General features: G+C 60.5%; 18 protein-coding genes. 13 read left to right on the top strand and 5 right to left on the bottom strand.

Annotation, left to right across the window (positions count from 1 at the left end):
* Window positions 1–2: 2 nt before the first annotated feature.
* On the bottom strand, window positions 3–1,136 hold the full coding sequence (locus tag GSF27_RS15580) for an efflux RND transporter periplasmic adaptor subunit (protein ID WP_160970835.1): 1,134 nt from the start codon (window positions 1,134–1,136) through the stop codon (window positions 3–5).
* Window positions 1,137–1,155: 19 nt separating this feature from the next.
* Entirely contained in the window at window positions 1,156–1,905 is a 750-nt protein-coding gene (locus tag GSF27_RS15575; protein WP_202410490.1) for a TetR/AcrR family transcriptional regulator, read from the bottom strand.
* 312 nt (window positions 1,906–2,217) lie between these two features.
* On the opposite strand from GSF27_RS15575, the gene GSF27_RS15570 reads away from it, so the two are divergent.
* The gene (locus GSF27_RS15570; protein ID WP_160970833.1) at window positions 2,218–2,556 is read left to right on the top strand and encodes a P-II family nitrogen regulator; all 339 of its coding nucleotides are present in this window, start codon (window positions 2,218–2,220) and stop codon (window positions 2,554–2,556) included.
* Window positions 2,557–2,582: 26 nt separating this feature from the next.
* On the opposite strand, the gene GSF27_RS15565 is transcribed toward GSF27_RS15570, so the two are convergent.
* Window positions 2,583–3,179 (bottom strand): XRE family transcriptional regulator, encoded by a 597-nt coding sequence (locus tag GSF27_RS15565; RefSeq protein ID WP_160970831.1) that lies wholly within the window; start codon window positions 3,177–3,179, stop codon window positions 2,583–2,585.
* Window positions 3,180–3,443: 264 nt separating this feature from the next.
* Here GSF27_RS15565 and glnT point away from each other — a divergent pair, with 264 nt between their 5' ends.
* The 12 genes from glnT (at window position 3,444) to GSF27_RS15505 (ending at window position 17,486) form a co-directional block, all read left to right on the top strand.
* Window positions 3,444–4,775 carry a type III glutamate--ammonia ligase gene (glnT, locus tag GSF27_RS15560; RefSeq protein WP_160970829.1) on the top strand — a complete coding sequence of 444 codons (1,332 nt, stop codon included), beginning with the start codon at window positions 3,444–3,446 and terminating at the stop codon, window positions 4,773–4,775.
* Between the two features lie 36 nt (window positions 4,776–4,811).
* Entirely contained in the window at window positions 4,812–5,714 is a 903-nt protein-coding gene (locus GSF27_RS15555; RefSeq protein ID WP_160970827.1) for a glutamine amidotransferase family protein, read from the top strand.
* Window positions 5,715–5,732: 18 nt separating this feature from the next.
* The gene (locus GSF27_RS15550) at window positions 5,733–6,416 is read left to right on the top strand and encodes a protein glxC (RefSeq protein WP_160970825.1); all 684 of its coding nucleotides are present in this window, start codon (window positions 5,733–5,735) and stop codon (window positions 6,414–6,416) included.
* A gap of 29 nt (window positions 6,417–6,445) precedes the next feature.
* Window positions 6,446–7,774, top strand: a complete 1,329-nt coding sequence (locus GSF27_RS15545) for an FMN-binding glutamate synthase family protein (RefSeq protein ID WP_160970823.1) — start codon at window positions 6,446–6,448, stop codon at window positions 7,772–7,774.
* A gap of 349 nt (window positions 7,775–8,123) precedes the next feature.
* A complete protein-coding gene (gene purU, locus GSF27_RS15540; RefSeq protein ID WP_160970821.1) occupies window positions 8,124–8,996 on the top strand; it encodes a formyltetrahydrofolate deformylase in 873 nt (290 codons plus the stop codon).
* Window positions 8,997–9,006: 10 nt separating this feature from the next.
* Entirely contained in the window at window positions 9,007–9,876 is an 870-nt protein-coding gene (folD, locus tag GSF27_RS15535; RefSeq protein ID WP_160970819.1) for a bifunctional methylenetetrahydrofolate dehydrogenase/methenyltetrahydrofolate cyclohydrolase FolD, read from the top strand.
* Window position 9,877: 1 nt separating this feature from the next.
* On the top strand, window positions 9,878–11,125 hold the full coding sequence (locus tag GSF27_RS15530) for an FAD-dependent oxidoreductase (protein WP_160970817.1): 1,248 nt from the start codon (window positions 9,878–9,880) through the stop codon (window positions 11,123–11,125).
* Between the two features lie 25 nt (window positions 11,126–11,150).
* The gene (locus tag GSF27_RS15525; RefSeq protein ID WP_160970815.1) at window positions 11,151–11,453 is read left to right on the top strand and encodes a sarcosine oxidase subunit delta; all 303 of its coding nucleotides are present in this window, start codon (window positions 11,151–11,153) and stop codon (window positions 11,451–11,453) included.
* Window positions 11,450–14,350, top strand: a complete 2,901-nt coding sequence (locus GSF27_RS18030) for a 2Fe-2S iron-sulfur cluster-binding protein (protein WP_202410489.1) — start codon at window positions 11,450–11,452, stop codon at window positions 14,348–14,350. Before GSF27_RS15525 ends, GSF27_RS18030 begins: the two co-directional genes overlap by 4 nt.
* Before the next feature lie 3 nt (window positions 14,351–14,353).
* The gene (locus tag GSF27_RS15515; RefSeq protein ID WP_160970813.1) at window positions 14,354–15,055 is read left to right on the top strand and encodes a sarcosine oxidase; all 702 of its coding nucleotides are present in this window, start codon (window positions 14,354–14,356) and stop codon (window positions 15,053–15,055) included.
* Window positions 15,056–15,328: 273 nt separating this feature from the next.
* Window positions 15,329–16,540: a cytochrome P450 gene (locus GSF27_RS15510; RefSeq protein ID WP_160970811.1), complete on the top strand. Its 1,212-nt coding sequence runs from the start codon at window positions 15,329–15,331 to the stop codon at window positions 16,538–16,540.
* A 142-nt stretch (window positions 16,541–16,682) separates the two neighbouring features.
* Window positions 16,683–17,486 (top strand): transporter, encoded by an 804-nt coding sequence (locus GSF27_RS15505; RefSeq protein WP_160970809.1) that lies wholly within the window; start codon window positions 16,683–16,685, stop codon window positions 17,484–17,486.
* A 22-nt stretch (window positions 17,487–17,508) separates the two neighbouring features.
* On the opposite strand, the gene GSF27_RS15500 is transcribed toward GSF27_RS15505, so the two are convergent.
* Together GSF27_RS15500 and GSF27_RS15495 are read right to left on the bottom strand one after the other, a co-directional pair.
* Window positions 17,509–17,709, bottom strand: a complete 201-nt coding sequence (locus GSF27_RS15500) for a hypothetical protein (RefSeq protein ID WP_160970807.1) — start codon at window positions 17,707–17,709, stop codon at window positions 17,509–17,511.
* A 142-nt stretch (window positions 17,710–17,851) separates the two neighbouring features.
* Window positions 17,852–19,198 (bottom strand): MFS transporter, encoded by a 1,347-nt coding sequence (locus GSF27_RS15495; protein WP_160970805.1) that lies wholly within the window; start codon window positions 19,196–19,198, stop codon window positions 17,852–17,854.
* Window positions 19,199–19,327 lie beyond the last annotated feature (129 nt).

The raw sequence follows: 19,327 nt of genomic DNA, 5'->3' as shown, positions 1-19,327 counted from the left end.
CCTCACATGTTTTCCGGAGTCGGCGCTATTTCAGCGTCCGGTACCACGCTGTTATTCACGATCACCGTGCCGCCACTGCGAATTTTCAGCAGGCCGCTGGTAGCCACCTCTTCACCCTCCTGCAATCCCTGCTCCACTTCAATCAGGTCGCCACGGGTCTCGCCAGTGGTGATCAAACGCTGGCTCGCCTTCTTCAGGGGTTGACCATCTTCACCGCTCTCATCTGCAGGCGTCAGTACATAGACCGAATTACCATAGGGCTTGAAACTGATTGAGCTCTTGGGCACCACGACCACCTGACGTGCATCGCCAAGATTCAATGCGACCCGTGCGAACATACCCGGACGCAACTGATGGTCGGCGTTATCGAAGACCGCGCGTACCATAAAGTTGCGGGTGCCCTCGTCAATGACCGGCTCGATCGCCGATACCTTGCCAGTGAATTCCGCATCCGCCAAGGCATCCATACGGGCAGTCACCGGCAGGCCAACATGAATATCGCTGAAACGCTGCTCCGGCAGGGTGAAGTCGACAAACACCTGCTCCAGGGACTGCAGGCCGATCATCGGGTCACCGGCGTTGACGTACTGGCCGATGTTGATACGACGAATCCCCAGCCGACCGGCGTAGGGGGCGCGCAGGCGCTTCTGCTCAATACGGGCCTGCTGCGCCGCTACCCGTGCCTCTGCCTGTTCCAGCTCACTCTGGCGACGGTCAAATTCCGACTTGGAAATACTCTTGCGCTGCCACAGCTCCCGCACCCGGTCACGCTCCAGCACCGCCAGTCGCTCAGCGGACTGCAGGGTTTTCAGGTCGGCCTGATCGGTGGCACTGTCGAGACTGACAATCACGTCCCCGGCCTTCACCGCACTGCCACTGTCGAAGTGAATCTTCTCGATGATACCGCTCACCTCGGTGGTCAGGTCGGCACCCTGCACGGCCACTACAGTGCCCACGGAAGTGATCTCGCGCACCCAGGTATCAGCGGCCGCGCCGGCCGACGAGACAGTGGCCGCCGGAACCGGCATGTTGTCGAAAAACTCGTTCATGAAGCGGTTCATCATCGCCTTGGCGGCGATCAGGCCACCAAACACCAGAACGGTGATGCCCAACAACACTTTCATGCGCCTATTCATAGATCACTTCCCAATTACATTATTCTTGCGGTTGTGCATCACAGGCGGCCTGCGCCAGCTCGGGAAACACTTCCAACACTATTCGTTCCGCCAGCGCCTTCTGCGCCGCCTCATCATCCAGGGCTATCAGGGGCTGCCAACCCAGACCGTTGAGCAACGCGTGTGCGTTGACCAGCAACAGTTGGTAGGGCCGCGGGACGGAGTGGGCATCCAGCAATCCCGCTGCCCCCACCAGTACGTGCATACCCTCGGTCATGGCCCAGAGACCGCTGGTGAGCTCATGGGGCTGCAGGGCAGAACAACTCACGTCGCCGTCAGCAACCGCGGCGGCCGCCACCCCCAACACCAGCGATCCCAAAGGCTTGGATGCCTCCAGCGCTGCCTCGCGCCGGGCCGCAGACGCTGCCATCCATACTGCCGGCGTGGAAGCGTACTGCACCAGACGGAAATTTTCCGGTGCACTTTGGGCGTAGAGCACTTCAGCAACAAGGATGGCGAGCAGACGGTGGCGGTGAGGAGCAGACCAGAGGGCAGCCCGCTCGTAGAGCTCCATGCGCTGACCCACCGTTCGGGTGGCCAGGGCCACCAGCAGGTCTTCCTTACAGCTGAAATGCAGATAGAGGGTGCCAACTGCGTATTCACACTCGGCAGCGAGACGGGCCATTTGCAGGTTGAGCAGGCCATCGCGTTCGATCATGGCCCAGGCGCGATCGAGGAACAGCGCCTCGCGCTCAGCGAACTGTCGCTTTTTCCTGTCCTGGACTCCCACGTTGCGCACCCCTGCCTGAAATTAGCAGGGCATTATGAATATGATTCATAAAATATTAAATATTCACAGTGTTAAATTTTGTTGTCTGCCAAACACCGCCGAACGGCGCCGCACCGCAACTGAGCAAATGGCGCCGGAGACTCCCCCCGCCTGCGCCGAAAGTGATCGGGGCCCCTGTCCCACGATTCTGCTCAAGCTCGCCAAAACACCAGCAAGCCGTTGATTTTCATGATCTAAACAGCCATGGCACAAAAATTTCATTGGCGCTGGGAAAGCAACAATAACGAGCCGATGTTTCGCAGGAGGACCCCGGTGAAGCTTGTAACCGCCATTATCAAACCCAACGCGCTGGATGCGGTGAGGGAAGTGCTGGCCAGCATGGATGTCGCAGGCATGAGCGTCAGCGAAGTGAAAGGCTTTGGCCACCCACTGGAGGACTCGCTCATCGTGCGGGGCACTCCATTTATACAAACCTTTTTGCCCCACCTGAAAGTGGAACTGGTACTGCCGGAGGACCAGGCAGACCTGGTCGCCGACGCCATCCAGCTGATCAGCAGCGGTTGCGACCAGGGCAGCGGCCGGGTTCTGGTGAGCGGCATGCAGCAGGCGCTGCGTATCCGTACCGGGGAGATCGGCGCACTGGCAATCTGACCCTGTGGATTGCCAGTACCGGAGGATCAGTCCTCTTTTTCGTAGATCACGATAGACAGGAAGCGGATCGGCACCTCGGACAACACCTCCGGTCCGTGGGGTACCTCGGCATCAAAGCTGAGCGAGTCCCCGGGCTCCATGTCATACACCTGATTGCCGTGGCGGTAGCTCACCCGCCCCTCCAGCAGATACATAAACACCTCGCCGGGGTGTGAAAAGGAAGGAAACACCTCCGAGGCATCATCCAGGCTAATAAGGAAGGGCTCAAAAGAGCGGCTGGCGCCGCGCTGGTAATTCAGCAGGTGGTAGGTATGGCCTTTATCCGTGCCCCGGCGCACCACCTCAATACCGGTACCGGCTTTGACAAACTGGGCGCGGCTGTCGGGACGATCGTAATCGCCAAACAGCTGCGAGATTGGCAGCCCCAGCACTGAACAGATACGACTCAGGGTTTCCAGGCTGGTGGAGACCTGCGCATTTTCAATCTTGCTCACCATCCCCTGACTGATGCCGGACATCTTGGCCACATCAATCAGCTTCAATCCCTGCTTCATGCGGGCTTTCTTCACCTTCAAACCAATGTACTGGTCGAGGCCCATCTTCTGCCCTGCTTCGTCCTGCATTCACCTGCTCCGTTTTAGTGCTGCCGCACCGGGATTGCCCACAAACCCGACTCTCGAGCCTGTCACCTACGCGCGAAATTATATTCCCACAATGAAAAAAAGTTTTCTACTTAAAGCGAAATCAGGCACTTACGACCAATGAAATAAATATTCCTGACACGAAAACCATTGGCACAACCTTTGCTTTCTCATTAAGAAAGTTTATTTACTGAAAAGAAATGCACCACTTTTTAGCCCTATGAACGCAACCGCGGGAGCAGAAAAATGAGCAACGATATCGATACCTTCATCAGCGAGAACGGCATCAAATACATTCTCGCCCAGTTTGTGGATATCCACGGTGTGGCGAAAACCAAGTCGGTGCCAGCCCACTGCCTGATGGATGTGGTGGAACAGGGCGCAGGCTTTGCCGGTTTCGCTGTCTGGGGCCTGGGTATGGAGCCCCACGGCCCGGACTTCATGGCCCGCGGTGATCTCGACACCCTCTCCATCGTGCCCTGGCAACCGGGCTACGCCCGTATCGTCTGTGATGGTTACGTCAACGGCAAACCCTACCCCTACGACAGCCGCGTGGTATTGAAGAAGCAGCTGCAGCAGCTGGAAGACCGCGGCTGGACTCTCAACTCCGGCCTGGAACCCGAGTTCTCCCTCTTCCAGCGCACCGCCGACGGCGGCCTGGCACCGGTGGATGACAGCGATGTGCTGGCCAAGCCCTGCTACGACTACAAGGGACTGTCCCGCTCCCGCGAGTTCCTGGAACAGCTGGTGGAATCCCTGCAGGCGGTGGACTTCGACGTGTACCAGATCGACCACGAAGACGCCAACGGCCAGTTCGAGATCAACTACACCTACGGCAATGCGCTGGAATCCGCTGACCGCTTTACCTTCGTGCGCATGGCCGCCGGTGAGATCGCCAACAGCCTCGGCATGGTCTGCTCCTTTATGCCCAAGCCCATGTCCAACCGCACCGGTAACGGCATGCACTTCCATCTTTCCATCACCGACGACGATGGCAAAAACCTGTTCCACGACGCCAGCGACAAGAGCGGTATGGGCCTGTCGAAGATGGCCTACCACTTTATCGGCGGCCTGCTGACCCATGCCAAGGCCCTCTGCGCCATCGCCGCGCCTACCGTGAACTCCTACAAGCGCCTGGTGGTGGGTGGCTCCGCCTCCGGCGCCACCTGGGCACCGGCCTACATCGCCTACGGCGACAACAACCGCTCGGCCATGGTGCGTGTTCCCTACGGCCGCATTGAGTTCCGCCTGCCCGACTCCGGCTGCAACCCTTATCTGGTACACGCCGCCCTGTTGGCCGCCGGTATGGACGGCATCGAACGCGAACTGGATCCGGGCGCCGCGCAAAACATCAATCTCTACTCATTGACCGCCGCCGAGCGCGAAACCATGGGTATCGACATCCTGCCGCAGAACCTCAATGAAGCACTGGACGCGCTGGAAGCCGACACCCTCTTCACCGAGCGCCTGGGTAAGGAAGTAGTGGGCGAATTCATCAAGGTGAAACGCGCCGAGTGGATCGAGTACAGCCGCCACGTTTCCGACTGGGAACTGAAGCAGTACGCCGAGTTTTTCTGATCCCGTCGCTGACCCGTTTTTTGAGAGTAGAAAATTATGTGTGGAATTGTTGGTCTCTACCTGAAAAACAAGGCGCTGGAGAGCGAGCTCGGCGCCCTGTTTACCCCCATGCTGATCGCCATGACCGATCGTGGTCCCGACAGCGCCGGCTTTGCCATCTACGGCGATGAAGTAGCCGCTGACTGGGTCAAGCTGACCCTGCGTCACCCCGACATCAACTACGATTGGGAGATTCTGGCCGGTCGTATCAAGGAAGCCTTTGCCGCACCAGTGGAGTGGTTCAGCAACAACAAGGTGGCCGTGTTCAAGGTGCAGACCAGTGCCGAGCAGCTGGAGCCATTCATTGCCGAACAGGCGCCGGAGGTACTGGTACTGAGTGCCGGCCGCTCCATCGAAATCCTGAAAGAGGTGGGGCTGCCTGCCGACATCGCCAAAACCTTCAACCTGCCGGGCATGCAAGGCAGCCACATCATCGGTCACACCCGCATGGCCACCGAGTCCGCTGTGACCATGGAGGGCAGCCACCCCTTCTCCACCGGGGAAGACCTCTGCCTGGTGCACAACGGCTCCCTCTCCAACCACAACCGCCTGCGGCTGGAACTGCAACGTGAAGGCATCCGTTTTGAAACCGAAAACGACTCCGAAGTGGCTGCCGGCTACCTCACCTGGCGCCTGAAGCAGGGCGACACCCTGGGGGAAGCGCTGGAGCACGCGCTCAAGGACCTGGACGGCTTCTTCACCTTCGCCATCGGCACCCGCAACGGCTTTGCCGTGATGCGCGACCCCATCGCCTGTAAGCCCGCGGTGCTGGCCGAGACCGACGACTACGTCGCCATGGCCTCGGAGTATCAGGCACTGACCACCCTGCCCGGCATTGAAAACGCCAAGGTCTGGGAACCGGAACCCGCCACCCTCTATGTGTGGGAACGCGATCAGTAATTCAGCCAGGAAAAGATTATGAAAACCGTTGATCTGCAAAAACAAAGCGTGCGCGAACTGAACCAGGCCCTGCACGACCAGGTGGCTGAATGCACCGAGCGTGAATGGGTAGTCACCGATCCCAAAGGCGCCCACAACATCGCCTGCGGCCTCGACCAGAACCTGACCGTGGATATCCAGGGCCACGCCGGCTACTACTGCGCTGGCATGAACAAGAAAGCCCACATCACCGTGCACGGCAACGTCGGTCAAGGTGTGGCGGAAAACATGATGTCCGGCGTGGTACGCATCAAGGGCGATGCCTCCCAGGCCGCCGGTGCCACCGCCCACGGCGGCCTGCTGGTGATCGAAGGCAATGCCGGTGCCCGCTGCGGCATCTCCATGAAAGGCGTGGACATTGTGGTGAAAGGCAACGTCGGCCACATGAGCTGCTTTATGGGACAGGCGGGCAACCTGGTGGTGTGCGGCGATGCCGGTGATGCTCTGGGCGACTCCCTCTACGAAGTGCACATCTATGTGAAGGGCAGCGTCAAATCCCTCGGTGCCGACTGTGTGGAAAAAGAGATGCGCCCCGAGCACATCAGTGAGCTGAGCGAACTGCTGAACCGCGCTGGAGTGGAGGAAGACCCCGCCGCCTTCAAACGCTACGGCTCCGCGCGCCAGCTCTACAACTTCAAAGTCGACAACGCGTCGGCCTACTGATCCCGCACTGAATTTCTGAGGATAGCAACATGAGCAAAGATATCGACGTAAACGCCGGCCTGCGGGAATCAGCCACATTTGACCGCACCACCATGGCCGAAATCCGTCGCGCTGCCGACACTGGCATCTACGACATTCGCGGCTTCGGCGCCAAGCGCAAGCTGCCCCACTTCGACGACCTGCTGTTCCTGGGCGCGAGCATGTCCCGCTACCCGCTGGAAGGTTACCGCGAGAAGTGCAACACCAAAGTCACCCTCGGCACCCGCTTCGCCAAGAAGCCCATTGAGCTGGATATTCCGGTGACCATCGCCGGCATGAGCTTCGGCGCCCTGTCGGCCAACGCCAAGGAAGCCCTGGGTCGCGGCGCCTCCCTGATGGGCACCTCCACCACCACCGGTGACGGCGGCATGACCCCGGAAGAGCGCGGCCAGTCCAGCAAGCTGGTGTACCAGTACCTGCCGTCGCGCTACGGCATGAACCCGGACGACCTGCGCAAGGCCGACGCCATCGAAGTGGTACTGGGCCAGGGCGCCAAACCCGGCGGCGGTGGCATGCTGCTGGGGCAGAAGATTACCGATCGCGTGGCGAAGATGCGCACCCTGCCCATGGGCGTGGACCAGCGCTCCGCCTGTCGCCACCCCGACTGGACCGGCCCTGACGATCTCGCCATCAAGATTCTGGAGCTGCGCGAGATCACCGACTGGCAGGTACCGATCTACATCAAGGTAGGCGCTACCCGCACCTACTACGACGTCAAGCTGGCGGTGAAAGCCGGTGCCGATGTGATCGTGGTGGACGGCATGCAGGGCGGTACCGCCGCCACCCAGGATGTGTTTATCGAACACGTGGGCATCCCCACCCTGGCGGCCATTCCGCAGGCGGTGCAGGCGCTGCAGGAGATGGGCATGCACCGCAAGGTGCAGCTGATTGTCTCCGGCGGCATCCGCAACGGCGCCGACGTGGCCAAGTGCATGGCACTGGGTGCCGACGCGGTGGCCATCGGTACCGCAGCACTGATCGCGCTGGGCTGTAACGATCCCAAATACGACGAGGAATTCCGCAAGATCGGTTCCGCCGCCGGCTACTACGACGACTACCACGAGGGCAAGGACCCCACCGGTATCTCCACCCAGAACCCGGACCTGATGCAGCGTCTCGATCCGGTAGTGGCCGGCCGTAAACTGGCCAACTACCTGAACGTGCTGACCCTGGAAGCGCAGACTCTGGCCCGCGCCTGCGGCAAGAACGACCTGCGCAACCTGGAACCGGAAGACCTGGTGGCCCTGACTGTGGAGTCCGCCGCCATGGCGCGGGTGCCACTGGCGGGTACCAGCTGGATTCCGGGGCAATCTTTTTAAGAGACAGCTGCGAGCCCGTACCAGGCAGTAATTACTGCCCCCGTCATTGCGAGGCGCGCCTTTCAGCGCCGAAGCAACCCATGTTTGGCACCGTGTTGAGCACCCGGTGGCAGACATGGATCGCCGCGCTACGCTCGCGATGACGGAATTTGGATTGGGCAGCAACACGCATAGATCGCCGCGCTGCGCTCGCGATGACGGAGTTCAGGTTGATTAGCAAGACCAATGGCGAGCCGCTTCCAGCCAGGGAGTAACAACCCAACCGGGGCGAACCAGCGCCAGGCATTTTCAGAACGGCAACCAATTTCATTCAACGACACGATTGAAGAAAGATTACGAGGTTTTAGTGATGGCCAGTGATAACACAATCAAGCAGGAGTTTATTCTCAAAGCCAGCTGCCCCGCCGGCGTCGGCATTGTTGCCGCCATAACCACCTTCCTGGCGCAACGCAGCTGCTTTATCAGCGAGATGAGTCAGTACGACGATCCCGACAGTGAGCAGTTTTTTACCCGCTGCCGCTTTCACGCCGTAGACGGCGCCTACACCGTGGAAGATTTCCAGGGCGAGTTCAGCGAGGTTGCCGCGGGTTTTGACATGCAGTGGGAGATGATGCCCGCCAGTGCGCCCACCAAAACCCTGATCATGGTGAGCAAGTTTGACCACTGTCTGGTGGACCTGCTCTATCGCCTGCACAAGGGCGAACTGAACATGGAGATCACCGCCATTGTCTCCAACCACAAGGACCTGCGTCCGCTGGCGGAGCGCGAAGGCATCCGCTTCATCTACCTGCCGGTGACCAAGGAGAACAAGCCGGAGCAGGAGAAAGCGCTGCTGGATATCGTTAACGACACCGGCACCGAGCTGGTGGTACTGGCGCGCTACATGCAGATTCTCTCCGACTCGCTGTGCAAGGAGCTGAGCGGCCGCGCCATCAATATTCACCACTCTTTCCTTCCCGGTTTCAAGGGCGCCAAGCCCTACCACCAAGCCCATGAGCGCGGCGTCAAACTGATTGGAGCCACGGCCCACTACGTCACTTCCGACCTGGACGAGGGTCCGATCATCGAGCAGTCAGTGCAGCCGGTGGATCACACCTACAGCGCCGATGCGCTGGTGGCCGTGGGTCGCGATACCGAAACCGTGGCGCTGGCAAAAGCCGTGAAGATGCACGTTGAGCACCGTGTGTTCCTCAACGGCGCCCGCACTGTGGTCTTCAAATAGGAGTACCGTCATGGCGACGCGAATAGACGGAAAAGTCATCTCACAGCAAGTCATTGACGACGTAGCCGCCGGTGTCGATCAGTTTATGACGCAACACGGTTTTGCGCCGGCGCTGGCGGTGGTACTGGTGGGCGACGACCCCGCCAGCCACGTCTACGTGCGCAACAAGGTGAAGCGTGCCGGCGAGGTGGGTATCCACTCCATCGAACGGCGCCTGCCCGCCGACACCACCCAGGCGGAATTGGACGCTGTCATCGACGAGCTCAACAGTGACGACAGTGTGCACGGCATACTGGTGCAGCTGCCGCTGCCGCCACAACTGGATGAGAGTTCAGTGATTGCCCGTATCCGTGCCGACAAGGACGTGGATGGCTTCCATCCGCTCAACGTCGGCGCGCTGGCCTCCGGCCAACCGCAACTGGTGCCCTGCACACCGCTGGGCTGCATGATCATGCTCAGGCAAACCCTGGGCGACCTGAGCGGCAAGCGCGCGGTGGTGATCGGACGCTCCAATATTGTGGGCAAACCCATGGCCGCGCTGCTGCTGCAGGCCAACTGCACGGTCACCATCGTGCATTCGAAAACCGTCGACGCACCTGCACTCTGTGCAGAAGCGGATATTGTGGTGGCTGCCATCGGTGTGCCGGAGTTCGTCAACCGCAGCTGGATCAAACCCGGTGCCACGGTGATCGACGTGGGCATCAACGCCATTGAGCTGGGCGGCCAGCGCAAACTGGTGGGCGATGTGCACTATGCGGATGTGGAAGCCAAAGCCGGCGCCATTACCCCGGTCCCCGGTGGCGTGGGCCCCATGACTATCGCCTGCCTGATGCAGAACACCCTGACAGCGGCCATTGCCCAAACAGCACAGCGGAGTTGATATGCCCTTTTCACTGCTGAAATACGGTTTGCGCGACGACTACCCGTTCGAAAAGGACGCGGACCTGCCCAAGCCCACAGACCTCAAGCGTCATTACGATGTGGTGATCGTGGGCGGCGGAGGCCATGGTGTCGCCACGGCCTACTACCTGGCCAAGTACCACGGCATCACCAACGTGGCCATTCTGGAAAAAGGTTACCTGGGGGGCGGCAACACCGCGCGCAACACCGCAGTCATCCGCTCCAACTACCTGACGCCGGAAGGGGTGAAGTTCTACACCGAGTCGGTGAAACTGTTCAAGGGACTCTCCAACGAGTTTGACTTCAACATCATGTACTCGCGCCGCGGTCAGCTGACCCTGGCGCACACTGACTCGGCCATTCGCGCCTTCCGCCAGCGCGCCGAGATCAATCGCCACTTCGGCGGCGATACCGAACTGATCGACCCGCAACAGATTCGCGAGCTGGTACCCACACTCAACATGAACCCCGGTGACCTTCCGGTGCTGGCCGGTCTCTGGCACAAAGACGGCGCCACCGCCCGTCACGATGCCGTGGCCTGGGGCTACGCCAAGGGCGCCACCCAGCGCGGCGTGGAGCTGCACCAGCTCACCGAAGTCACCGGCTTCGAAGTGGAGAACAACACCGTACGCGCCGTGAAGACCAATCGCGGCACCGTGCAGTGCGGTTGCGTGGTACAGGCGGTTGCAGGTCACAGTTCGTTGCTGGCGGCCAAGGCGGGCTTCCGCATGCCGATCCTCACCTACCCACTGCAGGCGATGGTGACCCAGCCGGTAAAACCGTTTCTCAACCCGCTGGTGAGCTCCCCGGCACTGCACTGCTACGTGCAGCAAACCGGTCGCGGCGAGCTGGTGTTTGGCGGCGGCTCCGATCCCTACCCGCTCTACAACACGCGATCCACACTGGACCTGAAAGAGAGTTTGCTGGCGCATGCGGTGGAGCTGTTTCCGTTTATGGCCAACCTGCGGCTGATGCGGCAGTGGACCGGTCTCACCGACATGACCTCCGACTACAGTCCCATCATGGGACTGAGCCCGGTGGACAACTACTACCTCGACGCCGGCTGGGGTACATGGGGCTTCAAGGCCACTCCCATCTGCGGCTGGACCATGGCGCAACTGGTGGCCAGCGGCGGCAAGGTGCCGGAGCTGATTGAGCCCTTTGCCATGGAGCGCTTCCGCAGTTTCCGTCAGGTCAACGAAATGGGTGCAACCGCGGCCAGCCACTAACAGTGCCCGCTGCGAGGAGACGATTATGAAAATTATGCAGTGTCCGTTAAACGGTCCACGCAACATCAGCGAATTTGTCTACGGTGGTGAAGTGCGTCAGATGCCCGAGCCTAATCTGTGCAGTGATGAAGAGTGGGCAGAATACGTTTTCTTTCACGACAACCAGATCGGCCTGGTGCAGGAGTGGTGGTTGCACGCCCCTTCCGGCTACTGGTTTATCGCCGAACGCCATACCGCCACAGACGATATTGTACGCACCTTTGATCCCTCCGAACTCTTTAAGGAGCGTGTCGAATTCGCCCCCAACCCGGAGGTGTCCGCCGCATGACCAGCACACGTTTACCCGCCCCGATGGGGCTGCTGATCGACCGCGACCAACCGCTCGGGTTTGAATTTGCCGGGCAGCGTTATCAAGGCCTGGCCGGCGACTCGGTTGCCAGTGCCCTGCTCGCCAACCAGCGCTGGCTGCTGTCGCGCTCGTTCAAATACCATCGCCCCCGCGGCCCGTTGACCATGGCAGGTCAGGACGCCAACACCCTGGTGCAGCTGCCGGACGAGCCCAACGCGCTGGCGGATCGTTTCCCGCTCACCGCAGGCCTGCGGGTGGAGGGACAGAACTACTCCGGTTCGCTCGACAACGACCGCGGTGCCGCGCTGGGCCTGCTGGGGCGCTTCCTGCCAGTGGGCTTTTACTACCGCACCTTTTTCCGCCCGCTGGGCGTTTGGGACCAGTGGGAAAAGTTTATCCGTAAAACCGCCGGCCTCGGTCACGCCGATCTCAATTTCAAACCGCAATACCACGACAAGGAGTATCGCTTCTACGATGTTGTGGTTGTGGGCGCCGGCCCTGCGGGTATGCAGGCCGCATTGACCGCTGCCGCGGCCGGGGTATCGGTACTGCTGGTGGAAGAACAATCCCTGCTGGGCGGCGCCCTCTCCTATCACCAGTTTGAGGCCGATGGTGAGAGCACTCGCGCGCAGAGGGAAGCCCTGATCACCCAGGTGGAAAACGCGCCCAATATTGACGTTATGCTCAACGCCACCTGCAACGGCTGGTTTACTGACAACTACCTGCCGGTGATCCAGGGCAACCGCATGCACAAGGTGCGCGCCCGCGAGTGCATCGTCGCCAGCGGTGCCTATGAGCAGCACGTGGTGTTCCGCAACAACGACCTGCCCGGCATCCTGCTGTGCAGCGCCGCCGAGCGCCTGATGAGCTGGCACGCGGTAAAACCGGGCCAGCGTGCCGTGGTACTTACCGGCAACGACGAAGGCTACAGCACCGCCCTGATGCTGCACGCCCAGGGTGTGGACGTGGCCGCCGTAGTAGACCTGCGTCCCGAGTTGCACAATCCGGTGTTGGCACAGGCACTGGCCGGGCAGCAGATTCCGCTTATGCAGCATTCGACCGTTTTCGAAGCACTGGCCACAAAAGGCAACAAACACATCCGCGGCGTCGACATCCGGCGCATCAGCGGTCGTGGCCAGGTGGACAGCCACAGCACCCTGATCGACTGCGACCTGCTGTGCATGTCCGGCGGTTATATGCCTGCCTATCAGCTGCTGTGTCAGGCCGGTGCGCAACTGAGTTACAGCGACGAGCGCTGCGCCTTCTCGCTGTCGAAGCTGCCGGATCACCTGCACATCGCCGGCTCGGTCAACGGCATGCACAGCCTCGACAAGGTACTGGCCGATGGCGTGCGCGCGGCGACGCAGGCGCTGGTCAATCTGGGCCTCAGTGACAGCGTTGCTGAACCCGTGACTTGCGACCGCGTGGTCAACCCCGAGTGGCCCATCTTCCCCCACCCGAAAGGCAAGGAGTTTGTCGACTTCGACGAGGACCTGCAGGCCAAAGATATCGTCAATGCCACCAAACTGGGCTACCGCGATATCCAGCTGGTAAAACGTTTTTCTACCGTCGGTATGGGTCCCTCACAGGGCCGCCACTCGGCACTGCCCACCGCGCGCCTGGTGGCCGACGCCACCGACCGCACGGTGACCGAAACCGGTGTCACCACTGCACGACCACCGTTTCATGCAGAAAAACTCGCCCACGTGGCGGGCCGTATTTTCAGCCCCTACCGCCAGACCGCCATGCATCACCGGCACCTGGAGATGGGCGCGCAGATGATGCCCGCCGGCAGCTGGCAGCGTCCCGCCTACTATGGCCCCGCCGTTGAGCGAGACCGCAGGGTACAGGAAGAGGCGCAGCACGTACGCAGCAAGGTGGGCGTCATTGATGTCAGCACCCTCGGCGGCATCGAGGTGCGCGGCCCGGATGCGGCGGAGTTTATGAACCGCATCTACACCTTTGCCTTTCTCAAGCAGCCGGTGGGTCGTACCAGATACGCAGTGTTCACCAATGAACAGGGCGTGGTGGTGGACGACGGTGTCGCCAGCCGCCTGGCCGAAGATCACTTCTACGTCTCCACCACCACCAGTGGCGCCGACGCGGTCTATCGCGAGATGACCCGCTGGAACGCCCAGTGGCGTCTGGACGTGGACATCTACAACGTCACCTCCGCCTATGCGGCTGTTAACGTCGCCGGTCCCGATGCCCGCAAGGTGATGGAACAGCTGGTAGAGGATGTGGACCTGAGTCCCGAGGGCTTCCCCTACCTGGCCTACCGCGAAGGCACCATCAGTGGCATCCCGGCGCGCATGATGCGGGTCGGTTTTGTGGGTGAGCTGGGTTATGAAATTCACGTCCCCAGCAGTTACGGCGAAGCCCTGTGGGACCTGTTGCTGGAAGCGGGCAAGCCCTGGCAGATCCGTCCCTTCGGCGTGGAGAGCCAGCGCCTGCTGCGACTGGAAAAAGGTCACATCATTGTCAGCCAGGATACTGATGGCATGAGCCACCCGGGAGAAGTGGGACTGGAGTGGGCAGTAAACCGCAAGAAACCTTTCTTTGTTGGCTGCCGCTCGGTGGACATCATGATGTCGCTGCCGCAGAAGCGTCAGCTGGTGGGCTTCCGCCTGCCCGCTGACAGCCCACGGCCGAAGGAGGGGCACCTGGTGCTGCGCGGCGATGACGTCACCGGCAACGTCACCTCCTGTGAATACTCCAGCACCATGGGCGGCATTATCGGCATGGCCTACGCCGCCGTGCAGGATGCCACCCCCGGCAGTCACATTCATATCCGCGTTGATGGCGGCAAGAGTGTTACCGCCGAAGTGGTAAGCCTGCCCTTCTACGACGCCGATAACGCCAGACAGGAGCTCTGAGTCATGAGCCAGTTGAAAATCGATACCCCAAGCCCGGTCGTGTTCAGCAAACGCAGCCCCATCTACCGGCAACAGGCGGGTGCACTGTTTGCCGAGCGGGACGGCGCTGCCATTGCCCTGCAGGTGACAGACACGGAAAGCAGGGCGCAACTGCAACAGAGCGCGCTGCTGGACCTCTCTGCCACTTTCCGTAGCGGCGTGCGGGGACGCACCGCCAGCCAGTGGCTGGGGCAGCAGCAGCTGCCGCTGCCAGCACAGGCCAACCAATCTGTGACCACCCGCGACGGCGAACTGGTCCTGCGCCTGGGCAACAGCGAGCTCTGGATTCTGGGCAACCCGCTGCGGGACAACAGTACACTGGCAAAACAGTTGCAAAGCGCCCCCGCCAGTGCCGGCTGTTACCCCCTCAGCTGTCAGCACAGCCACAGCTGGTTTGTGCTCAGCGGAGAATGCCGCAGTGCGGTGATGGCCAAGCTCTGCGGTGTGGATATGCGCGAATCGGTGTTTGGCCCCGGCGCCCTGGCCATGACTTCCGTGGCCCGGGTCAGCGCCATTGTAGTGAGTCACGAACTGCAGGGCGTACCCGTGTTTTCCATTCTCAGCGACTGCACCTCTGCTACCTATATGTGGCAGGCACTGCTGGACGCACTGCAGGAGTTTGGTGGCAGCGACGCCGGTATTGCGTCGCTGTTACCTGCAAATTGAAAGCGCTGTTACTCCCAACCCGTCATCGCCCGGCGCATCTTTTGACGCCGTGGTGATCCATGTGTGGCACAGTTTCCAGACCTGTTCCGGACATGGGTCGCCGCGCTGCGCTCTCGACGACAGGGGATTCGTATTGTCCCGCCCCCTGAACCAACGGCTCTTTGCAGACTTGCTGTTAGATCCCCCACTTATATTGATGTCATAACATTGACACCAATGCAGGTTTGGCAGGATGATTAGCTCATTGCGATCATAACCATAACGAGATCCCTGATGACTGAATCCACCTGCCCCGTGCACCGCCCGGATGGCGATGGCCACCAAAATGTGGACCGCCGCAAATCAGCTGCCCTGGCAACCCGCAATACCGAACCGGATGCCGGTGCCCATTGGGTAAAATCGGCGTCCATTGCCCGCAAAGTGCTGCGCAGCAAGTACGCTCTGCAGGCTGGCGCCGGAGCAGACCAGCTGCACTTTGACGATCCCCAGCACGCGCCGGTGTTTTTTCTCGACGGTAAAGAGCATTTCAACAAACGCCAGAAGACCGGTCGTTTTCTCTCTCCCAAGGCGGTCGCGGAACAGCACACGGAAATCATGCAGCGTATCGCCACAGAGCTGCTGCAGGGATTTCAGAAGGAGGGACAGGCCAAGCTGGAGAACATCAGTTTTCAACTGGCGATAGAAGTCGTAGGAGAGATCCTGGGGCTCACCAACAGTGACCAGGCGGCTCGAGCCAAGCGCATCCAGCGGGTGCTGCACAGCTCCCTGGCGCAATCCAAACCCGGCTTGCCGCGCTTGCTGCTGCGGGCAAAACAGACCTTCCATACCATGAACTTCTTCTGGCGTGATGTGAAACCCGCCATCGAGGCTCGCAAGACGCATCCACGCAACGACGCGATCTCCTTCTACCTCGAAGAGGGCTACCCCACCAAAGCCATTATCGTTGAGTGCCTGACCTACGGCACTGCCGGCATGCTCACTACCAGGGAGTTCATCACCATGTGTTCCTGGTACCTGTTTGAAGATGAAGAGCTGCGCCAGCGCTACCTCGCAAGCGACAACAAGGGCCAGCTGGATATTCTGCTGGAGATACTGCGTCTGGAACCCGTCGCCGCCATGATTCACCGCAAGGTGGATGAGGAGGTCACGGGGCTGGAAGAAGGAGCGCAACCCGCCGGTGAAACCTACGGTATCGATATACGCCGCATTAACGTCAGCGAAGAGATGGCCGGCGAATGCCCCTTCTCCGTAGACCCGGATCGCGCTCAGCGGCTGCAGGCCACCGGCCGCTACATGAGCTTCGGTGATGGCCCCCACAGCTGCCCGGGCTGGCAGGTGGCGCTGCACGAAACCCGCATCTTTCTCGATCTGCTGTTCCGCATCCCCGGGCTCAAGCTGGAACACGAGCCCGACATGAGCTGGAACCCGCAGCTGAAAAGCTACGAACTGCGCAACGCCGATATCAGTTGCACCGTAAGTCGCTGACCCCGGGGCTGACGGTCCTGTCGGTAGCGGTCCGCACAAATCGTGCGGTCCCTGGAGCGGGCGTGCTATGCTTGCCCGCGCGACATCCCCACGCTGGCGCTGTCGCCCAAGGACCCAGGACAGCCACACAGGATGCGATGCAATGCGTTCAATCTATACCTACCTTCTGCTGGCGGTAACCACCAGCCTGCCCTTCTCACTGGCACAGGCCAAAAACCCGGACGATATTGCCAAACAGCTGGCCAACCCGGTGGCCGCCCTCATCAGCGTACCGTTTCAGAATAACTTTGATTTTGGTGGTGGCGTCGACGACGACGGCTTCCGCTACACCCTCAATGTCCAGCCGGTGATCCCTTTCGACCTCAGCGAAGACTGGAACCTGATTTCACGCACCATTCTGCCGCTGGTCTACCAGGATGATTTTGTTAATGACGGGGGAATGTCCCAGACGGGTACCGGCGACACGGTACAGAGCTTTTTCTTCTCTCCCAAGGCTCCCACGTCCAGCGGCATGATCTGGGGCGTAGGCCCGGCATTCCTGTTGCCGACAGGCTCCAACGACAGCCTCAGCGCGGAGAAGTGGGGAGCCGGCGCCACCGCAGTCGCCCTGATGCAGGCCGGCCCATGGACCTATGGCGCACTGGCGAACCATATCCGTGATGTCGCCGGTGAAGACAATCGCGCTGATGTCCGCTCTACCTTCCTGCAACCTTTCCTGGTCTATGGCGCGGGCGGCGGCTGGACCTATGCGCTTAACACCGAATCCACCTACGATCACGAAGCCGATCAATGGACCGTGCCGATCAATTTCCAGGTCAATAAAGTGACCACCATCGGCAGCCAGATGGTGCAGCTCGGTGGGGGGCTGAGGTACTACGCAGAGGCGCCATCCAATGCGCCTGACTGGGGATTGCGGTTCAACGTGATCCTGCTGTTCCCGCGTTAAGCTTACCCGGCGCCGTCGCCAACTAGTGCGACGGCCGCCAGTGTCTCCACAGGTAATGACCAGCGAACCAGAAAAGACCCGCCAACATAGTCAGCTCCGCCACCAGTGCGTGGGTACCTGGCGTCGCATCGATATAGAACAGAAAGCCCATCACCATGACAAACAGTGACAAGGCGTAGTGCAGGTCCAGCTGTTCGCCATTTTTGAAGTCAGGGTGCAACATAACCACCTCCCCGTTTTCGCAACCAGGACTGTTAACCCCAGTATAGTGGCGCCGCAATCCCACAGTTAAACCTGTTGGGCTTAATAGAGGCAGCGGATAGCACCCCTGGTTTTATCCGCTGTCACCCCACTCCAGCAGCCATCTACTCCAGAACCGAGGCCCGCATCGCTTTCATACCGAGGAACAACAGTACCGCAGCCACAGGACAGAACAACAGCATCATGGAGGCCATACCGAGACCGATGGCATTCCCGCCGAAGACATAATCGGAAATCGCCGCCACCAGAAAGGGGCCCAGGCTCAGCGCCACCAGGCCCACCGTCGTGGAATAAAACGCAACACCGGCACCCCGCAGTTTATTGGGTGTCACCAGGTTGAGCGACGAAATATACACGGCCGCCAGTGGCGACAGGAGCATCAGGAACAGCGTCATCCCGGCAAAAAACACCCAGGGGTTGTTGCTGCTGGTGGCCAGGGCACCGGCCGGCATGGCTACCAACAGGCAACCGGCATACCAGCGGAACTGTGCATCGCGGTAGCCGCGCCGATAGAGCCAGTCCACACAAAAACCGCACAGTAACTTGCCGATGATACCCGCCCCCACCAGCATAACGCCCAGCGCCAGCCCGATCTGCGCCGCATCCCAGCCAAAGGTTCTGCCGATATGGGCCGGGTACCAGGCACCGCAGCCCGAGAATACAATGGAAGCCAGGCCAAAGCCCAGGTAATGGGTAATGAAAAATGCCCGCTTGCTTTTCATAAAGCGAATCAGCTCACCATAACCGCTGAGGATATTGAGTTTCTCTCCGGCCTTCACGGCGCGGACCTCACCGGTGCGCACGGGCTCAGGCACCGTAAAACTCAACAGCGCAATCAATACGCCGGGCAATCCAATAATGAAAAACACCATCTGCCAGGGTTTCACTTCACCGATCAGGGGTAACGCCACAGACTCCGCGGCGGCCACACTGGTAATCAGCAAGCCACCAAACAGATAGGCGCAACCACTGCCCACCGATGCCCCCAGCGAGTAGACCGCCATGGCACTGGTCAGCCGCTCTTTGGGAAACAGGTCCGTGATCATGGAGGTGGCCGCCGGGTTCAGGCCCGCTTCACCAGCGCCCACCCCCACTCGCGCCAGCATCAACTGCCAGAAACTGTGGGCTGCCCCGCACAACGCCGTACTCAGGGACCAGACAGTAACGCTGCACCAGATAATGACCCGCCGCGAATAGCGATCCGCCAGAATACCCGCCAACAAACCGAAGATTGAAAAGGTCACCGCAAACGCCAGCCCGTGCAACATCCCGAACTGCACATCACTGATACCGAGGTCCTGTTTGATAGGGTCCACCAACAGGGAGATGATGAAGCGGTCAAGAATGGACAGCCAATACAACACGGCCATGAGGATGGTGGTGTACCAGGCGACACCATAGGAATGACTAATGGAGGCAGCGGCTCCCGAAGAATTTACTTCAGCGCGCATGAGATGAGTCCCCACTCAAAGGCAAAGGCCATTCAGGGCAGTCCACAGCCTGCCACAGCAAGCGACTGGGGCGCCGAAAGCCGCGTCAGGATGACAGAGCTGATTCTGGCCCGGCACTTCGGACTACAC

It is taken from the genome of Pseudomaricurvus sp. HS19, assembly GCF_009857815.1.
Taxonomy (GTDB): domain Bacteria; phylum Pseudomonadota; class Gammaproteobacteria; order Pseudomonadales; family Cellvibrionaceae; genus Pseudomaricurvus.
The sequence above is the reverse complement of the archived record's forward strand: the minus strand, read 5'-3'. Positions and strand labels throughout refer to the sequence as shown.